The sequence below is a fragment of the Burkholderia stagnalis genome (assembly GCF_902830275.1).
Taxonomy (GTDB): Bacteria; Pseudomonadota; Gammaproteobacteria; order Burkholderiales; family Burkholderiaceae; genus Burkholderia; species Burkholderia stagnalis.
Genome location: NZ_CADESW010000001.1, coordinates 273,160 through 290,689 on the forward strand (window position 1 = coordinate 273,160; position 17,530 = coordinate 290,689).

15 protein-coding genes are annotated in these 17,530 nt (G+C 67.6%); 3 read left to right on the forward strand and 12 right to left on the reverse strand.

Annotated features, from left to right (window positions below; translation table 11 throughout):
• Position 1: 1 nt before the first annotated feature.
• Together gmd and HWY45_RS01175 are read left to right on the forward strand one after the other, a co-directional pair.
• Positions 2 to 1,045, forward strand: coding sequence for a GDP-mannose 4,6-dehydratase (gene gmd, locus HWY45_RS01170; protein ID WP_059884278.1), 1,044 nt, complete (start codon positions 2 to 4; stop codon positions 1,043 to 1,045).
• Positions 1,032 to 1,985 carry an NAD-dependent epimerase/dehydratase family protein gene (locus HWY45_RS01175; protein ID WP_059884279.1) on the forward strand — a complete coding sequence of 318 codons (954 nt, stop codon included), beginning with the start codon at positions 1,032 to 1,034 and terminating at the stop codon, positions 1,983 to 1,985. The genes gmd and HWY45_RS01175 overlap by 14 nt, the downstream gene beginning before the upstream one ends.
• A 41-nt stretch (positions 1,986 to 2,026) precedes the next feature.
• Here HWY45_RS01175 and HWY45_RS01180 read toward each other — a convergent pair whose 3' ends face one another.
• The 12 genes from HWY45_RS01180 to HWY45_RS01235 all read right to left on the reverse strand — a co-directional run bounded on the left by HWY45_RS01180 (position 2,027) and on the right by HWY45_RS01235 (position 15,246).
• Positions 2,027 to 3,217, reverse strand: a complete 1,191-nt coding sequence (locus HWY45_RS01180) for an O-succinylhomoserine sulfhydrylase (RefSeq protein WP_059884280.1) — start codon at positions 3,215 to 3,217, stop codon at positions 2,027 to 2,029.
• Positions 3,218 to 3,451: 234 nt separating this feature from the next.
• On the reverse strand, positions 3,452 to 4,984 hold the full coding sequence (purF, locus tag HWY45_RS01185; RefSeq protein ID WP_059563523.1) for an amidophosphoribosyltransferase: 1,533 nt from the start codon (positions 4,982 to 4,984) through the stop codon (positions 3,452 to 3,454).
• A gap of 55 nt (positions 4,985 to 5,039) precedes the next feature.
• Positions 5,040 to 5,534: a CvpA family protein gene (locus tag HWY45_RS01190; RefSeq protein ID WP_059563522.1), complete on the reverse strand. Its 495-nt coding sequence runs from the start codon at positions 5,532 to 5,534 to the stop codon at positions 5,040 to 5,042.
• A 6-nt stretch (positions 5,535 to 5,540) separates the two neighbouring features.
• On the reverse strand, positions 5,541 to 6,386 hold the full coding sequence (locus tag HWY45_RS01195) for an SPOR domain-containing protein (RefSeq protein WP_059884281.1): 846 nt from the start codon (positions 6,384 to 6,386) through the stop codon (positions 5,541 to 5,543).
• Positions 6,387 to 6,415: 29 nt separating this feature from the next.
• The gene (gene folC, locus HWY45_RS01200) at positions 6,416 to 7,726 is read right to left on the reverse strand and encodes a bifunctional tetrahydrofolate synthase/dihydrofolate synthase (protein WP_059884282.1); all 1,311 of its coding nucleotides are present in this window, start codon (positions 7,724 to 7,726) and stop codon (positions 6,416 to 6,418) included.
• 107 nt (positions 7,727 to 7,833) lie between these two features.
• Positions 7,834 to 8,706, reverse strand: a complete 873-nt coding sequence (gene accD, locus HWY45_RS01205) for an acetyl-CoA carboxylase, carboxyltransferase subunit beta (protein ID WP_059563519.1) — start codon at positions 8,704 to 8,706, stop codon at positions 7,834 to 7,836.
• Positions 8,707 to 8,769: 63 nt separating this feature from the next.
• Positions 8,770 to 9,585 carry a tryptophan synthase subunit alpha gene (trpA, locus tag HWY45_RS01210; RefSeq protein WP_059884283.1) on the reverse strand — a complete coding sequence of 272 codons (816 nt, stop codon included), beginning with the start codon at positions 9,583 to 9,585 and terminating at the stop codon, positions 8,770 to 8,772.
• 41 nt (positions 9,586 to 9,626) lie between these two features.
• Positions 9,627 to 10,478, reverse strand: coding sequence for a DNA-methyltransferase (locus HWY45_RS01215; RefSeq protein ID WP_017329989.1), 852 nt, complete (start codon positions 10,476 to 10,478; stop codon positions 9,627 to 9,629).
• 9 nt (positions 10,479 to 10,487) lie between these two features.
• Positions 10,488 to 11,681: a tryptophan synthase subunit beta gene (gene trpB / locus HWY45_RS01220; RefSeq protein ID WP_059884284.1), complete on the reverse strand. Its 1,194-nt coding sequence runs from the start codon at positions 11,679 to 11,681 to the stop codon at positions 10,488 to 10,490.
• 57 nt (positions 11,682 to 11,738) lie between these two features.
• A complete protein-coding gene (locus HWY45_RS01225) occupies positions 11,739 to 12,431 on the reverse strand; it encodes a phosphoribosylanthranilate isomerase (RefSeq protein WP_059884285.1) in 693 nt (230 codons plus the stop codon).
• Positions 12,428 to 13,240, reverse strand: coding sequence for a tRNA pseudouridine(38-40) synthase TruA (gene truA / locus HWY45_RS01230; protein WP_059563515.1), 813 nt, complete (start codon positions 13,238 to 13,240; stop codon positions 12,428 to 12,430). The genes HWY45_RS01225 and truA overlap by 4 nt, the downstream gene beginning before the upstream one ends.
• Positions 13,240 to 15,246, reverse strand: coding sequence for a FimV/HubP family polar landmark protein (locus tag HWY45_RS01235; protein WP_059884286.1), 2,007 nt, complete (start codon positions 15,244 to 15,246; stop codon positions 13,240 to 13,242). Before HWY45_RS01235 ends, truA begins: the two co-directional genes overlap by 1 nt.
• A 968-nt stretch (positions 15,247 to 16,214) precedes the next feature.
• Here HWY45_RS01235 and flgE point away from each other — a divergent pair.
• Positions 16,215 to 17,459, forward strand: a complete 1,245-nt coding sequence (gene flgE / locus HWY45_RS01240; protein WP_059884287.1) for a flagellar hook protein FlgE — start codon at positions 16,215 to 16,217, stop codon at positions 17,457 to 17,459.
• Positions 17,460 to 17,530 lie beyond the last annotated feature (71 nt).

The window sequence follows — 17,530 nt, forward strand, 5'->3', positions numbered from 1 at the left end:
CATGAGCCAAACTCGCAAGGCCATCATTACCGGGGTGACGGGGCAAGACGGCGCCTACCTGACCAAGCTGCTGCTGGACAAGGGCTACCAGGTCACGGGCACCTACCGCCGCACCAGCTCGGTCAATTTCTGGCGCATCGCCGAGCTCGGCGTCGACACGCACCCGAACCTCACGCTCGTCGAGCACGACCTGACCGATGCCGGTTCGAGCCTGCGCCTGCTCGAGCGCACGCAGGCGGACGAGCTGTACAACCTGGCCGCGCAGAGCTTCGTCGGCGTGTCGTTCGACCAGCCGTCGACCACCGCCGAAGTGACGGGCCTCGGCACGCTGAACCTGCTCGAGGCGATCCGCGTCGTCAGCCCGAAGACGCGCTTCTACCAGGCTTCGACCTCCGAAATGTTCGGCAAGGTGCAGGCGATCCCGCAGACGGAAACCACGACCTTCTACCCGCGCAGCCCGTACGGCGTCGCGAAGCTGTTCGCGCACTGGACGACGGTGAACTACCGCGAGTCGTACGGCCTGTTCGGCAGCAGCGGGATTCTGTTCAACCACGAGTCGCCGCTGCGCGGCCGCGAGTTCGTCACGCGCAAGATCACCGACACCGTCGCGAAGATCAAGCTCGGCAAGGCGAAGCACCTCGAGCTCGGCAATCTCGACGCGAAGCGCGACTGGGGCTTCGCGCTCGAATATGTCGAAGGGATGTGGCGGATGCTGCAGGCCGACGAGCCCGATACCTACGTGCTCGCGACCAACCGCACCGAGACCGTGCGCGACTTCGTGCGGATGGCATTCGCGGCCGCCGGCTACCAGATCGAATGGACCGGCAAGGCCGAGCAGGAGCGCGGCCTCGACGCGGCGACGGGCGACGTGCTCGTCGAAGTGAACCCGAAGTTCTACCGGCCGGCCGAAGTCGACCTGCTGATCGGCTGCGCGGACAAGGCCAAATCCAAGCTCGGCTGGCAGCCGAAGACGACGCTCGAACAGCTTTGCCAGATGATGGTCGAAGCGGATTTGACGCGGAACCAGCACCATGACACGTTTTGAACACCGGTCGCGCCGTGCGCTCGTCACGGGCCTGACCGGCTTCACCGGCCGCTACATGGCGGAACGCCTCGAAGCGGCCGGCTATGAAGTGTGGGGCACGATCGCGCCCGGCACGCCGCCGCCCGACGATCCGGCGCTCGCGAACTGCACACTGCTGCCCGCCGACCTGCTCGACGCGGACGCGCTGCGCGCCGCGGCGGCCGACGCGCGGCCCGACGCGGTCGTGCACCTTGCCGCCCGCGCGCACGTCGCGCAGGATGCGCCGGCGCAGACCTACCAGGTCAACATCGTCGGCACGCGCAACCTGCTGGCTGCCGTCGCGGGCCTCGACCGCCGCCCGTCCGCGGTGCTGCTCGCGAGCAGCGCGAACGTCTACGGCAACGCGACGCCCGGCGTGCTCGACGAGAGCGTCGCGCCCGCGCCCGCGAACGACTACGCGGTGAGCAAGCTCGCAATGGAATACGCGGCGAAGCTGTGGCTCGACCGGCTGCCGATCGTGATCGCGCGCCCGTTCAACTACACGGGCGTCGGCCAGAGCGACGCGTACCTGCTGCCGAAGCTCGCCGCGCATTTTGCGCGCGGCGAACCGCGCATCTCGCTCGGCAATCTCGACGTGAGCCGCGATTTCTCCGACGTGCGCGACGTGACGGCCGCATACCTGCGGCTGATCGAAGCGGCGCCGGCCGGCGAGACGTTCAACGTCTGCTCGGAGCGCGCATATGCATTGAAGGAAGTGCTGGCGATGCTGTCGCGCATCGCGGGCTACGTGATCGACGTGACGGTCGACCCGCGTTTCGTGCGGCAGAACGAGGTGAAAAGCCTGAGCGGCTCGCGCGACAAGCTGCGTCGCGCGGTGGGCGAATGGCCCGTCACGCCGCTCGACGATACGCTGCGCTGGATGGTGGACGCGCTGCGCGGCACACCGGCCGCGCGCACCTGACGCGTTCGCGCCAGGCCGCGGCGGCCGGTGCGCCGCCGCGTTCAGCCTTCGAGGCCGCGCGCGAGATCGTTGCGCACGTCGGTCGCATCCTCCAGGCCGACCGCGAGACGGATCAGCCCTTCGGTGATCCCCGCGGCCGCGCGCGCTTCCGGCGTGATGCGCGCGTGCGTCGTGGTGGCCGGATGGGTGATCGTCGTGCGCGTGTCGCCGAGGTTGCCGGTGATCGAGATCAGCTTCGTGCCGTCGATCACGCGCCACGCGTTCGCACGCTGCTGCTCCGGCGTGTCGCCCTTCAGCTCGAACGACACGACTGCCCCGCCCGCCTTCTGCTGGCGCTTCGCGAGTTCATATTGCGGATGCGATGCGAGGCCCGGATAGAACACGCGCGCGACAGCCGGATGCGTATCGAGCCATTGCGCGAGTTCCAGCGCGTTCGCCGACTGGCGCTCGACGCGCAGCGACAGCGTCTCCATCCCCTTCAGCAGCACCCACGCGTTGAACGCCGACAGCGTCGGGCCCGCGCTGCGCACGAACGGGAACACCTTGCCCATGATGAATTCCCTGGAGCCGACGAGCGCGCCGCCGAGCACGCGCCCCTGGCCGTCGAGGAACTTCGTCGCCGAGTGCATCACGACGTCCGCGCCGAGCTTCAGCGGCTGCTGCAACACCGGGCTGCAGAAACAGTTGTCGACGACGAACAGCGCGTTCGCGGCCTTCGCGATCTTGCCGATCGCTTCGATGTCGGCGAGTTCGGTCAGCGGGTTCGACGGCGTCTCGAGGAAGAACATCCTGGTTTCCGGACGCACCGCTTCCTTCCATGCATTCAGGTCGGTCGGATCGACGAAGGTCGTCGTGATGCCGAACTTGCTGAAGATCTGCGAGAACATGCCGAGCGTCGAGCCGAACAGGCTGCGCGAGCTGACGATATGGTCGCCCGCCTGCAGTGCGGCCATCACGACCGACATGATCGCGGCCATCCCCGACGCGGTCGCGATGCACGCCTCGCCGCCCTCGAGCGCCGCGAGACGTTCCTGGAACATCGTCACGGTCGGGTTCGTGAAGCGCGAATAGGTGAAGTAGTCTTCCGAATTCGCGAAGCGCTCCGCCGCTTCGGCCGCGCTCTTGAAGCAGAAGCTCGACGTGAGGAACAGCGCTTCCGAGTGCTCGTTGAAATCGCTGCGCAGCGTGCCCGCGCGCACGGCCAGCGTGTCGAAGTTGAGTGAGTCGTCCATGTTGCGTTTTCCGTTTTCGATGTCCGCGCGGCGTCGCGCGGACCAGACCAAACAAAAAGCCCGCTATGCGTCGGCATCAGCGGGCTTCGGTGCGGTACGACAGCGGTCGACTCGGGCCGGCTGCCGCCGGCCTTCGCTTTAGCTGTTTGGGGAGGAAGCCCCGCGTCCGCAAGCTGAAATCAAATCGACGCAAGGCCACATCCTATCACGCTTGTCCGGCAGCGTGTGCCGGGCTCACTCCACCGACAGTTGCAGGTTCATCTGCGAACGCGCGGTGTCGCCGCTCGCGTCGCGGTCGGCCTGCGACGCCGGCGCGAGACGCGCGCGCTCGATCGCGTCGAGGTACTCGGGCGTGATGTTGCCGGTGATGTAGTTGCCGTCGAAGCACGACGCCTCGAAGCGTTCGAGCTTCGGGTTGATGTCGCGCACCGCGCGGCGCAGGTCGTCGACGTCCTGGTAGATCAGGTGGTCGGCGCCGATGATCTTCGCGACTTCCTCGTCGCTGCGGCCGTGTGCGACCAGTTCGCCGCGCGTCGGCATGTCGATGCCGTACACGTTCGGGAACTTCACGGGCGGCGCGGCCGACGCGAAGATCACCGACTTCGCGCCCGCATCGCGCGCCATCTGCACGATCTCGTGCGAGGTCGTGCCGCGCACGATCGAATCGTCGACGATCAGCACGTGCTTGTCCTTGAACTCGATGCTCATCGCGTTGAGCTTCTGGCGCACCGACTTCTTGCGCACCGCCTGGCCCGGCATGATGAACGTGCGGCCGACGTAGCGGTTCTTGAAGAAGCCCTCGCGATACTCGACGCCGAGCTTCGCGGCGACCTGCATCGCGGCCGGCCGCGACGAATCGGGAATCGGCATCACGACGTCGATCGGCACGTTCGGCAGCTCGCGCTTGATCTTCTCCGCGAGGTAGTCGCCCATGCGCAGGCGCACGTTGTAGACCGGCACGCCGTCGAGGCAGGAATCCGGACGCGCGAGGTACACGTACTCGAACATGCACGGATTGAGGGTCGGCTGCTCCGCGCACTGCTGGCTGTGGAAGTTGCCGGCCTGGTCGATGAAGATCGCCTCGCCCGGCTGCACGTCGCGCACGAACTCGAAGCCGATGCCCTCGACCGCGACCGATTCCGACGCGAGCATCCATTCGGTGCCGTGCTCGGTTTCGAGCTTGCCGATGCAGAGCGGGCGAATGCCGAACGGATCGCGGAACGCGAGCAGGCCGTAGCCGGCGATCAGCGACACGATCGCGTACGAGCCCTGCACGCGGCGATGGACGCCCGCGACCGCCTTGAACAGCGCGGCCGGATCGAGCTCGAGGCCCGTCGTCGACAGCTGCAGCTCGTGCGCGAACACGTTGAGCAGCACCTCGCTGTCGGAGTTGGTGTTGATGTGCCGGCGGTCGATCCGGAACATCTCGTCCTTCAGCTGCTGCCAGTTGGTCAGGTTGCCGTTGTGCGCGAGGATGATCCCGAACGGCGCATTCACGTAGAACGGCTGCGCCTCGGCCTCGCTCGACGCCGAACCGGCGGTCGGGTAGCGGACCTGGCCGATGCCGTACGTGCCGGGCAGGCTGCGCATGTTGCGCGTGCGGAACACGTCGCGCACCATGCCGTTCGCCTTGTACATATGGAAATTGCTGCCGTCCGCCGTCGCGATGCCCGCCGCGTCCTGACCGCGATGCTGCAGGAGCAGCAGACTGTCATAGATCAGCTGGTTGACCGGGGATTGGGAGATAACACCTACGATGCCGCACATGGCATGTCCTTCAGAGGATACAAAAACGGTTCCGTCCTGCCCGGCCGCCGCGTCGTCACACGCGTACGTACTGGGCCATGCCGTCGGGCAGGAGCGACTTCAGCTCATGCACGCCCTGTTCGGCAATCGGACGCAAAAGCGCATTGCGCCAGAATTCCTGTTTCGGCAGCTCGGTCAGCCCGGCTGCCGCGACCAGCAGCACCACCAGCACGCCGCCGCGCACGAGCCCGAACATCATGCCGAGCGACCGGTCGACGCCGCCGAGGCCCGAGGCCTGCGCGATCCGCGACAGCAGCGCGTTCGCGACGCCGGCCACGAACACCACGCCGATCACCAGCAGCGCGAACCCGAGCACCCACTGCGTCAGCGCGCCGCCCGGCCAGTTCGCCGGCATGTACGGCACCACGAGCCCGACGTAGCGGCTCGCGATCACGATCGCCGCAATCCAGCCGATCAGCCCGAAAATCTCCGATACGAAGCCGCGCCACGCACCGCGCAGCGCCGACAACACGATTACCACCAATACAGCGTAGTCGAAAGCGGTCAGCATCGTGCGTTACTGGGTCAACCCGGCTTCGCGCACTTTCGCGATCGCGGCGGACGCCGCCGCGCGATCCGCGAACGGCCCTGCACGCAATTGCGTGGCCATGCTGCCGTCGGCCTGCTTGCGATGTTCGACATATGCGGGCACGCCCGCCGATTTCAATTTGGTGGCCCACGACCGCGCCGTCGCGTCGTCCTTGAACGACCCGAGCTGCACCGCGAACCGCGCGCCGGCCGGCGACGACGGTGTCGCGGCATCGCCGTCCGAACCGGCCGCATCGGCGTTCGCGACGGCAGCCGGCGCCGGCTTCGGCGCTGCCGGCTTCGCGGCGGGCGCAGCCGGCTTCGGCGCGGGTTTCGGCGCCACGCTGGCGGTGGTGGTCGGGGTATCGGGCTTCGCCGCCGGCTTGGCGGCTTCCTTGGCGGGTTCCTTCGCGGCAGGCACGGCCGCGGCGATCGCCGTGTCGGATGCGGGCGGCTCGTCGTGCGCGACGCCGGCCTGCACGTCGGATGCGTCTTCGTCGCTGCGCTGCGCGGCGGCCTGGTGCGCGGGGCGGTTCGGGATGTCGATCGAGATGTCGTCGGTCACCGGCTTCGGGTGCGAGTCGAGCACCATCGGCAGCACGATGACGGCGGCCACCACGAGCGCGATCGCGCCGACGAGGCGGCGGCGCGCGCGTTGCTTTTCTGGAAGGGTCGGATCGAGGAGCAGCGCGTCCGATTCCGGACGCTCGGTGCGGCGCGAGCGGCGCTCGACGCGTTCAGTGCGCTCGCTACGCACGTTCCGGGAGGCCCCGGTACGACCGCCGCGCCGGGTGGGCGCGTCGTCGTCTTTCTTGCCGAACGAGAAAATTCCCATGAATGGCTGAGTCCGAAACTGCCCGTCAGTCAGTGTTGCTGCGATTTACGATAGGCCATCACGCCAGCTACCGTATGGAAACTGCCGAAAACCACGATTCTATCATTCTCCGATGCTCTTTTTAGTGCATCGCGAAACGCATCGGCCGGCGACGTGTAGCGCGTGACGCTCGAATCCGCGCCATCCTCGACGCCCGCGTGGCGCAGCGCGGCTTCCAGCTGCTCGGCGCTCGCCGCGCGCGGCAGCGGCAGATCGGTCACGCACCAGTGGTCGATCTCGCCCTTCAGGTGCTGCAGCACGCCGTCGATGTCCTTGTCGTGCATCGCGCCGAACACCGCGTATGTGTACGGAAAGAAGCCCATGTTGCCGAGATTCTGCGCGAGCACGGCCGCCGCGTGCGGGTTGTGCGCGACGTCGAGCACGATCGCCGGCTTGCCGGGCAGCACCTGGAAGCGGCCCGGCAGCTCGACGTTCGCGAGCCCGAGCCGGATGTCCTGCGCGGACACCGGCAGCACCGCGCGCAGCGACTCGAGCGCGGCGAGCGCGGCCGACGCATTGATCAGCTGGTTTGCGCCGCGCAGCGCCGGGTACGCGAGCGCCGGATAGCGCTTGTCGCGGCCGAGGTAGCTCCACTGCTGGCGTTCCGCGCCCGGCTGCGCCTCGTAGCGGAAATCGCGGCCGACGAGCCACAGGTCCGCGCCGATCGCTTCCGCATGGTCGACCAGCGTCTGCGGCGCGGCCGGGTCGCCGCAGATCGCCGGCTTGCCCGGACGGAAGATCCCGGCCTTCTCGAACGCGATCTGCTCGCGCGTGTCGCCGAGGTATTCGGTGTGGTCGATGTCGATGCTGGTGACGATCGCGCAGTCGGTGTCGATGATGTTGACCGCGTCGAGCCGGCCGCCGAGGCCGACTTCGAGGATCACCGCGTCGAGCCCGCGCGACGCGAACAGGTGCAGGATCGCGAGCGTCGTGAATTCGAAGTACGTGAGCGATACCGGCTCGGGCAGCGACGTGCGCGCCGCCTCGACCGCCTCGAAGTGCGGCAGCAGTTCGTCATCGGTGACCGTCTGGCCGTTCACCCGCGCCCGCTCGTTGAATTCGAGCAGGTGCGGCGACGTGTGGCAGCCGACCTTGTAGCCGGCCCGCACGAGGATCGTCTCGAGGAATGCGCAGGTCGAACCCTTGCCGTTGGTGCCGCCGACGGTGATCACCGGGCACGCGAATTCGAGCCCGAGGGCTGCCTTGACCTGGCCGATGCGGGCCAGGCCCATGTCGATGCCGACCGGGTGCGCGCGTTCGAGATGCGAAAGCCACGCGTCGAGAGTGGGAAAAGTGCTCATCGGGTCTGAACGTGATTCGGTACCGCCACTACGCCAAAAAACGAAGCGCGCCGCCTGGCCGACGAGCCAGGCGACGCGCGCGGTTCAAAGTCCTGCGCCTGCGCCGGTCAGGCCAGCGCGTCGGCCGGCTGGCGCTGCAGCAGCGCGAGCAGTTGCGCGATCTCGTCGCGCATCTTGCGGCGGTCGACGATCATGTCGATCGCGCCCGTCTTCAGCAGGAATTCCGCGCGCTGGAAGCCTTCCGGCAGCTTCTCGCGCACCGTCTGCTCGATCACGCGCGGGCCGGCGAAGCCGATCAGCGCCTTCGGCTCGGCGATCACGACGTCGCCGAGGAACGCGAAGCTCGCCGACACGCCGCCCATCGTCGGGTCGGTCAGCACCGAGATGAACGGCAGCTTCGCTTCGGCGAGCTTGGTCAGCATCGCGGTGGTCTTCGCCATCTGCATCAGCGACAGCAGGCTTTCCTGCATCCGCGCGCCGCCCGAAGCGGTGACGCAGATGAACGGCACGTGCTGCTCGAGCGCATTCTGCGCGCCGCGCGCGAAGCGTTCGCCGACGACCGAGCCCATCGAGCCGCCCATGAACGAGAACTCGAAGCACGCGGCGACGACCGGCAGCGTGTGGATCGCACCGCCCATCACGACCATCGCGTCGGTCTCGCCCGTCTCGTCGATCGCTTCCTTCAGACGATCGGGATACTTGCGGCTGTCCTTGAACTTCAGCGTGTCGACCGGCACGATCTCCTGGCCGATCTCATAGCGGCCTTCCGGATCGAGCAGCCCGTCGAGGCGCTCGCGCGCACCGATCCGCATGTGGTGATCGCATTTCGGGCACACGTGCAGGTTCGCCTCCACGTCGTTGCGATACAGCACGGCCTCGCAGGACGGGCACTTGATCCACAGGCCTTCCGGAATGCCCTTGCGGCTTTTCGGATCGGTCTGCTTGATCTTCGGCGGCAACAGTTTGTCGAGCCAGCTCATCGTATGGTTTCCTGTTCCGTGACAGGCAGGGCGATGCGCGCCCTGCCCGCTTTCCTATGTTGTTTATGCGGCCGTCTTGCCCGCGCCGTCCAGCGCGGCGCGCAACTCGGCCATGAACGCCTTCAGTTCGGCGACGGCGCCTTCCGGCGCGGCGCTCTCGAGGAGCTGCACCAGACGGCTGCCGATCACGACGGCATCCGACACTTCGGCCACCGCGCGCGCCGTCTGGGCGTCGCGAATGCCGAAGCCGACGCCTACCGGAACCGGCACTCGCGACTTGATGGCCGGGATTTTACCCGCAATGCTCGAAACATCCAGATTTCCGGCGCCGGTCACCCCTTTGAGCGACACGTAATACACGTAGCCGCTCGCGATCTTGCCGACTTCCGCGATGCGTTCGTCGGTCGACGTCGGCGCGAGCAGGAAGATCGGATCGATCTGCGCGGCGCGCATCTTCTCGGCGAACACCGCCGCTTCCTCGGGCGGGTAGTCGACGACGAGCACGCCGTCGACGCCGGCCGCCTTCGCTTCGGCGGCGAACGTGTCGACGCCCATCCGCTCGATCGGGTTCGCATAGCCCATCAGCACGACGGGCGTCTTCTGGTCGCGCTCGCGAAAGCGCTTCACGTCGGCGAGCACGCGCTTCATCGTGACGCCGCGCGCGAGCGCCCGCTCGGACGAGCGCTGGATCACGGGGCCGTCGGCCATCGGGTCGGAGAACGGCACGCCGAGCTCGATCACGTCCGCGCCGCCTTCGGCGAGCGCGTGCATGAAGTCGACGGTTTTCGCCGGGTCCGGATCGCCGGCGGTGATGAACGGGATCAGGCCCTTTCGGCCTTGTTCGGCGAGCGCGGCAAAGGTCTGCTGGATACGGGACATGACAATTTTCCTCGATTCGTTCGGCGAAGCGGCGGCGCGACTCACGCGCACGCCGGCGCAGCGAGCGCGGCAACGCGCTCGTGCGCGATCGCGCAATAACTTTCGTTGATCTCGTAGCCGACGAAGTCGCGCCCCTGCCGTGCGCAGGCCACCGCGGTCGTGCCGCTGCCCATGAACGGGTCGAGCACGCGGCCGCCCGGCGGGCAGCTTGCGAGCACCATCCGCTCGATGATTTCCAGCGGCTTCTGGGTCGGATGATCGACGCGCTCCGCGTGCTGCCGGTGCAGGCGCGAGACCGACCAGACGTCCTTCGGGTTGTAGCCCATCTCCAGCCACTTGCTGCCTTCGAACAGCTTGCGCGAGCGGGCCTTCTTCGTATCGGCGTCGTACGGGATGCGGACCGGATCGAGATCGAAGTAATACGCCTTGGACACCGCGAAAAAGCCGATGTTGTCGTGCACCGACGTGAAGCGGCGCGTCGTGCCGCCCATGCTCGGCACGCGCCGGTCCCAGATGATCTCGTTGACCATCGTGAGCTTCGTCTTCAGGAAGCTGAAGATCTCCGGTGCGTACTGCCACGTGCAGAAGATGTACATCGACCCGCTCGGCTTGAGCTTCGGAATCGCGAGCTCGAGCCACTCGCGCGTCCACGCGAGAAACGCGTCGCCCGAGCGCTTGTCCGAGTCGTTGCCGTAGTCCTTGCCGAGGCCGTACGGCGGATCGGCGACGATCAGGTCGATCGACGCGTCCGGCAAACGGGCGGCTTCGGTCATGAAATCGCGGTTGTGCAATTCGATGCCGGCGGGCAGCGCGCGCGCCTCGGCAACGGCGGCTTGCACCGCCTCCGCCTCGCTCGCGGCGCCGCCCGCCGGCTGTTCGATCAGGTCACGCATCGGTCGGGGTCAGAGCGTAATGCCCGATCGCTCGGCGACCGTGTGCATGTCCTTGTCGCCCCGGCCCGACAGGTTGACGAGCAGGATCTTGTCCTTCGGCAGCGTCGGTGCGAGCTTCACGCCATACGCGATCGCGTGGCTCGATTCGAGCGCCGGGATGATCCCTTCGATCCGGCAGCAGTCGTGGAACGCCTTCAGCGCTTCCTCGTCGGTGATGCCGACGTACTGCGCGCGGCCGCTGTCCTTCAGCCATGCGTGCTCGGGGCCGACGCCCGGATAGTCGAGGCCCGCCGACACCGAATGCGTCTCGATGATCTGGCCGTCGTCGTCCTGCAGCAGGTAGGTGCGGTTGCCGTGCAGCACGCCGGGGCTGCCGGCGATCAGCGAGGCCGCGTGATGGCCCGTGTCCAGGCCGTCGCCGGCCGCCTCGACGCCGATCAGCTGCACGGACGCGTCGTCGATGTACGGATAGAAGATGCCCATCGCGTTCGAGCCGCCGCCGACGCAGGCGATCACCGCATCCGGCTGCCGGCCCGCGAGTTCCGGCATCTGCACCTTGCACTCGTCGCCGATCACGCGCTGGAAATCGCGCACCATCATCGGGTACGGGTGCGGGCCCGCGACCGTGCCGATGATGTAGAACGTGTTCTCGATGTTCGTGACCCAGTCGCGCATCGCTTCGTTGAGCGCGTCCTTCAGCGTGCGCGAACCCGATTCGACCGGCACGACCGTCGCGCCGAGCAGCTTCATCCGGTACACGTTCGCGGCCTGGCGGCGCACGTCCTCGGCGCCCATGTAGACGACGCACTCCATCCCGAAGCGCGCGCAGATCGTCGCGGTCGCGACGCCGTGCTGGCCGGCGCCCGTCTCGGCGATCACGCGCTTCTTGCCCATCCGCTTCGCGAGCAGCGCCTGGCCGATCACGTTGTTGATCTTGTGTGCGCCGGTGTGGTTCAGGTCTTCGCGCTTCAGGTAGATCTGCGCGCCGCCCAGCGTGTCGCTCCAGCGCTGCGCGTGGTAGATCGGCGACGGACGGCCGACGAAATGCTTCAGCTCGCGCTCGAATTCGGCGACGAAGTCGGGATCGTTCTGGAATTTCGCATACGCCGCGCGCAGTTCGTCCAGCGCGTGAATCAGCGTCTCGGCGACGAACACGCCGCCATACGGGCCGAAATGGCCGCGATCATCAGGAAGGTTGTACATGGTGTCACTCTCGATCGGTCGGTGCGCGCCCCGCTTGCGGCGCTGCACCGGCTTGCATCACTTGGCGTCCGCTTCGCGCACCGCGCGCACGAACGCCGCCATCCGGGCGTGATCCTTCACGCCCTTCGCGCCCTCCACTTCGATGCCACTGGAGACATCGACCGCGAACGGACGCAACTGGCGAATCGCATCACCGACGTTTTGCGCGTTCAAGCCACCACTCAAAACGGCCCGACGCGCGAGCTCTGCGGGAATAAGTGACCAATCGAAGACCTTGCCGCTGCCGCCGTAGTCCGGCACGAGGGTGTCGAACAGGAGGCCGCGCGCTTTCGAATAATGAAGAGCCGATTCTACCAAATCGGCCGATTGCGTCGAGGGGCCGACGCGCACCGCCCGCAGCCACGGCAGCCGGGCCGCGCGGCCCAGCGCGTCGCATTGTTCAGGCGTTTCGTCGCCGTGGAACTGCAGCAGCGTGAGCGGCACGTCACGCACCACCGCCTCGATCTCGGCGGCACTCGCGTTTACGAACAGGCCGACGACCGACACGAACGGCGGCGCGAGGCGCGCCAGCTCGGCCGCCTGCGCGATCGTGACCGCGCGCGGGCTCTTGGGGTAGAACACGAGGCCGATCGCGTCGGCGCCGAGCGCCGCCGCATGCAGCACGTCCTCGGGGCGCGACAGGCCGCACAGCTTGATGCGCGTGCGCGGCGGCACGGCGGCGGGATCGGGTGGGAGCGCGTGGTCGGTCATGGTTGTGGATCCAGATCAGCCCAGACGCCGCTCCACGGCACGCTGCCGAGCTGCGCGGGCGGGACGGCGAATTCCGCAGGATAGCCGACATGGGCAAGATACAGCCCGTCGGCCATGAAGGTCGGCGCCGCGCGGTTGCGGTCGCGGCCGGCGAGCACCTCCGCGAGCCACTCGGCCGGATAGCGGCCGCGCCCGACCGCGACGAGGCAGCCCATCAGGTTGCGCACCATGTGGTGCAGGAACGCGTTGGCGCGGAACCGGAAATGAAGGAAGTGGCCCACGCGCCGGATGTCGATCTGGTACAGGTGCTTGACCGGCGTCTTCGACTGGCATTCCGACGAACGGAACGACGAGAAGTCATGCTCGCCGATCAGGCACGCCGCGGCCTCGCGCATCGCGTCGTCATCGAGCGGCGTGTGGATCCAGCCGGCGCGGCTGTCGAGCATCGGCGAACGGACCGGATGCACGTACAGCGCGTAGTAATAGGTGCGCTCGAACGCCGAGAAGCGCGCGTGGAACGCGTCCGGCATCGGCTTCGCCCATTGCACCCCGACCGTCGGCGGCAGGAACGCGTTGGTGCCGCGCACCCATGAAAAATCCGCGCGGTCCAGCTCGGTATCGAAGTGCACGACCTGCCCGAGCCCATGCACACCGGTGTCGGTGCGCCCCGCCACCGTCGTATGCAGCGGCGTCTGCGCGAACTCCGCCAGCGCGCGCTCGAGCGCGTCCTGCACGGTCTTGCCGTGCGGCTGCGACTGCCAGCCGCAAAACGCCGCGCCGTCGTATTGGATGCCGAGCGCGATCCGCATCACGCCTCGGCCGCCAGTTTCGCGAGTAGCGCGCGCGCATCGTCGCGCGTCGCCGCGTCGTTCGCGTCGACGACTTCCTGCAGCAGCGTGCGCGCGCCGGCGACGTCGCCCAGTTCGACGTATTCGCTCGCGAGGTCGAGCTTGTTGCGCGCGATGCGCGCCAGCTCGTCGGGTGTGAGCGCCGGCAGCGCCGCGCCGGGCGCGGACGGCAGGTCGAGATCGAAATCGAGCTTCAGCGCGCCGAATTGCGCGCCGCCAAGCGGTGCAAACGCGGGGGCCGACGACGTCGCGCCCGAACGGCCGTGCAGGAATGCGCCGTCATCCCACTCCAGCGCGTCGTCCTGTTCGGCAAGATGTTCCGGGGTCGGATCCGCGGCACCGATAGGCGGGCGCGGGGCGGCTTGACCGTTAGTTGCGACTTGCTCATCGGCAGACAGCGCTGCCGTCGTGGCCGTGTCGTGCGCCGCCGGCGTCGATTCGTCGAGCACGCGCGGCGGCAGCGGCATGTCGAGGCTGCCGAGCGCGGTGATCGCGCTCTGCATGATCGCGTGCTGCGTGTCTGCTGCCGACTGTATCGCAGGCACCGTATCGACCGGCTCGTCAGCGGTCTTGTCCACATTGGCGGCAGCGTCCGGCGCGTCGTGCACATGCGCCGCAGGTTCCGCTTGCTCGGGCTCGACGGACACCGGCACAACCGGCACGTCGGGATGCACGTGCGCCTCGGCGGCCTCGGTCTCTGCCGCCGCCGCGGTCGCCGCCGCCAAATGCACGTCGGCCGCCGCATCGCGCGACACCGGCGTCTCGGGCTGGATCGGCAGTTCCTGTACCGGGGACGGCGTCACGTCGTCACTGCCGGCAGCGCCGGTTGCGGCGCCGGCGGCTGCCTCGTCGCGACGTGCGTTGCGGCGCTTGCGCCACAAGAAACCGGCGACCAGCACCACCGCCGCACCGGCCGCGGAAGCCACACGCCAGTCGAGCTGCCCTGCCGCTCCCGCCTGCGTCGGCGCCGGCGTCACGGCGGGACGCGCGGGCGCCGTCTGCGGCTGCGCCGCACTCGACGCGACGCCGCTTGCCGCGGCCGCATCGGCATTCGACGCCGCGGCGGATGCGCTTGCGTCGTTCGCGGCCGCACGCGGCGCGGAAGGCGCAGGCGCGTTGCCCGCGCCGGCCGTCGCGCCCGGCTTGCCGATGCCGTGCTTCTGCAGTTCCATCAGCACGCGATTCTTCAGCGCGAGCAACTGCTGCAGGCTGGACGGACGCGGTTGCGACGCGGCGGCGGCCGGCGCCGCATTCGGAGCGGCATTCGGGCCGGCGGCCATGCTGCCCTGCGCGGACGGCACCGTCGCCTCGCTGGCGGATGACGGCGCGGACTGAATCGCGCCGCTCCACACGTGCGGGCCGCTGCTCGCGCCGGCCGCCGGCGACGCCGGCTGGACGGCCGGTGCGGATGCACCGTGAGCCGCGGACGCACCGACGGCGGCCGACGCGCCTGCCGCCGTCGCCGCATGTGCGTCGCTCGGCTGCACTGCGTGGGCGGCAGACGCTGCGGAGGTCGCCAGCGCCGCCGACGCGGGATGCGCCGCCGAACCGGGGTGCGCGGCCGAAGCCGCGGCGGCCGATGCAGGCGCCGCCCCGGAAGCCGCCACAGCGCCGGATGCGACCGCCGCACCCGTCGCATCGAGCGCCGGCAGCGTCAGCGTCGCGCCGACCTTCAGCCGGCTGGGATCGCGCTTCATGAACGCCTGCGGATTCGCGTCGAACAGCGCGCGGCCCGCGCGCGCCAGCACGCCCGGATCGCTCGACTGCGTGGCCGCCTTGGCAAGATCGTTGAGGGACTGGCCCGGCTGGACCGTCACGGTGAGCGGCGCGGCCGCGCCGGCTTCGGCCGCCGCGGCGTCGCCTGCGGCCCAGGTCGAGGCGGCCGCGCCGAGTGCGAGGACCGCCAGCGCGCCGCACACGGCGCGCGACAAGCGAGATTGACGCGGAAACATGGAAATTCGGGACATCGTTGGCTCTATCGCCACGCTGGCGCGCGGCTCGGATTCGCGTTTGGAAGCGTCAAAAAAGTCGCCGCAGAAATGCAAAAGCGCCGCGCAGAACGCGACGCTTTCCGCTGGTCTGCGCGTCGTAACCGCGTAGTTTACTTCACGCGCCCGGATTCGGGCCGAATTCGTCCCCGGTTGACGCGCATCGGGCCGTGCGCCCGCGACGTTTCAGGGAGCCCGACGCACCGGCGGCACAACCTGGGCCGCCTTGCCTGCCATGCCATCGTCAGATCCGCCGCGCCCTGAATGACTCACAAACACACGCCCACCAAGTACAACAATTTCGTAGATCAACCTCCCGCCGAGAACGATTCCATCCGCCTTTGCTCCGCAGCGCATCCTCTCCTCGTGCCAAAGGAATCGATGCAAGAAAGCCCCGGCCATGAAACGGTTCGGGGCTTTCACGTTTTTGCGCCGGGCATGTCGCGCGGCCGGCGTCGTATCGCGCGCACCGGGCCTGCCCCAAACCGCCAGCACAAAATCTGTAGTCCGAGAATAAAACACCATCGCCACCATCAATAATTCGCCGCGCTTGCCGTTAATAAAATCACGGCCGAAAATTCAAATAAATCCCGCGCCGCGCAACGAATCACATTCCAATTATTTCCAATCGATCGATCAGAAGGCAATTCCCGCCTCTAATCGGAGAATTGACCATTCATCCTACGAAACACCCCGCCCAGCAAGGCTTACAAGCCCATCATCGCGCCCGGATTCCTTCAAAAAAACGACCTTTCGTTTGCAATTCGCCCACATTACACAAATTTACACAAATCCCCGAACGACCAACATTACGATCTGTTTCAAATAAAAATCAGCGCAATCCGACCATGACCGATCAGTCGGACTGACGCCACGACAAATCAAGGGAGTATTACCGCGCAGTCGCACGACTGCATTTATTTACCAGCTCGTTACGGGGACCGAACATGGGCTATCAGCAAGGCTTGAGCGGTTTGGCCGGGGCGTCGAACAATCTCGACGTGATCGGCAACAACATCGCGAACGCGAACACGGTGGGCTTCAAGCAAAGTCGCGCGCATTTTTCCGACATGTACGCGAACTCGGTCGCGACGTCGGTCAACACCCAGATCGGCATCGGCTCGGGGCTCGCGTCGGTGGATCAGCAGTTCGGCCAGGGCACGATCAACACGACGGGCAACGCGCTCGACGTCGCGATCAACGGCAACGGCTTCTTCCAGATGTCGAACAACGGCGTGGTCACGTATTCGCGCGACGGCACGTTCCATCGCGACAAGAACGGCTTCATCGTCGACTCGCATGGCCGCAACCTGATGGGTTACGGCGCGGCCGCGGGCGGCGTGATCAACACCGCGGCAACCGTGCCGATGCAGGCGCCGACCACCAACCTCGCGCCCACCGCGACGACCAGGATCACCGGCCAGTTCAACCTGAACTCGCAGGACAAGGTGCCGGCCAAGGCGCCGTTCTCCGCGACGGACAGCACGACGTACAACTACTCGACGTCGATCCAGGTGTACGACTCGCTCGGCGGCGCGCAGCAGGTCGACATGTATTTCGTGAAGAGCGCGGCGCCGGCCGGCACGTGGCAGGCGTATGCGGGTGTGAAGGGCCAGACGCCGACCAATCTCGGCACCGTCGCGTTCAACACGTCGGGCCAGATCGCGAGCACGACGCCTGCGGCGCCCGTCACCGGCTCGACCGGCCAGTTCCAGTTCACGATCCCGGCCACCGGCGGCTCCGCGACGCCGCAGCCGCTGACGCTCGATCTGAACGGCACGACCCAGTACGGCGGCAAGAACGGCGTGAACAACCTCGCGCAGGACGGCTTCGCGAGCGGGACGCTGACGACCTTCTCGATCGGCGCCGACGGCAAGCTGTCCGGCAACTACTCGAACGGCCAGAGCGCGGTGCTCGGCCAGATCGCGCTCGCGAACTTCAACAACCCGAACGGCCTCGTGAACATCGGCGGCAACCAGTACGCCGAGAGTTCCGCGTCGGGCGTGCCGCAGATCTCCGCGCCGGGCAGCACGAACCACGGCACGCTGCAGGGCAGTGCGCTGGAAAACTCGAACGTCGACCTGACGACCCAGCTCGTCGCCCTGATCACCGCGCAACGCAATTACCAGGCGAACGCGCAGACGATCAAGACGCAGCAGGCCGTCGACCAGGCGGTGCTGAACATGCGCTGACGCGCCCATGAAAAACGCGCCGCGCCGGACCGTGACATCGTCACGACCGGCGCGGCGCGCTTGCTTGGACC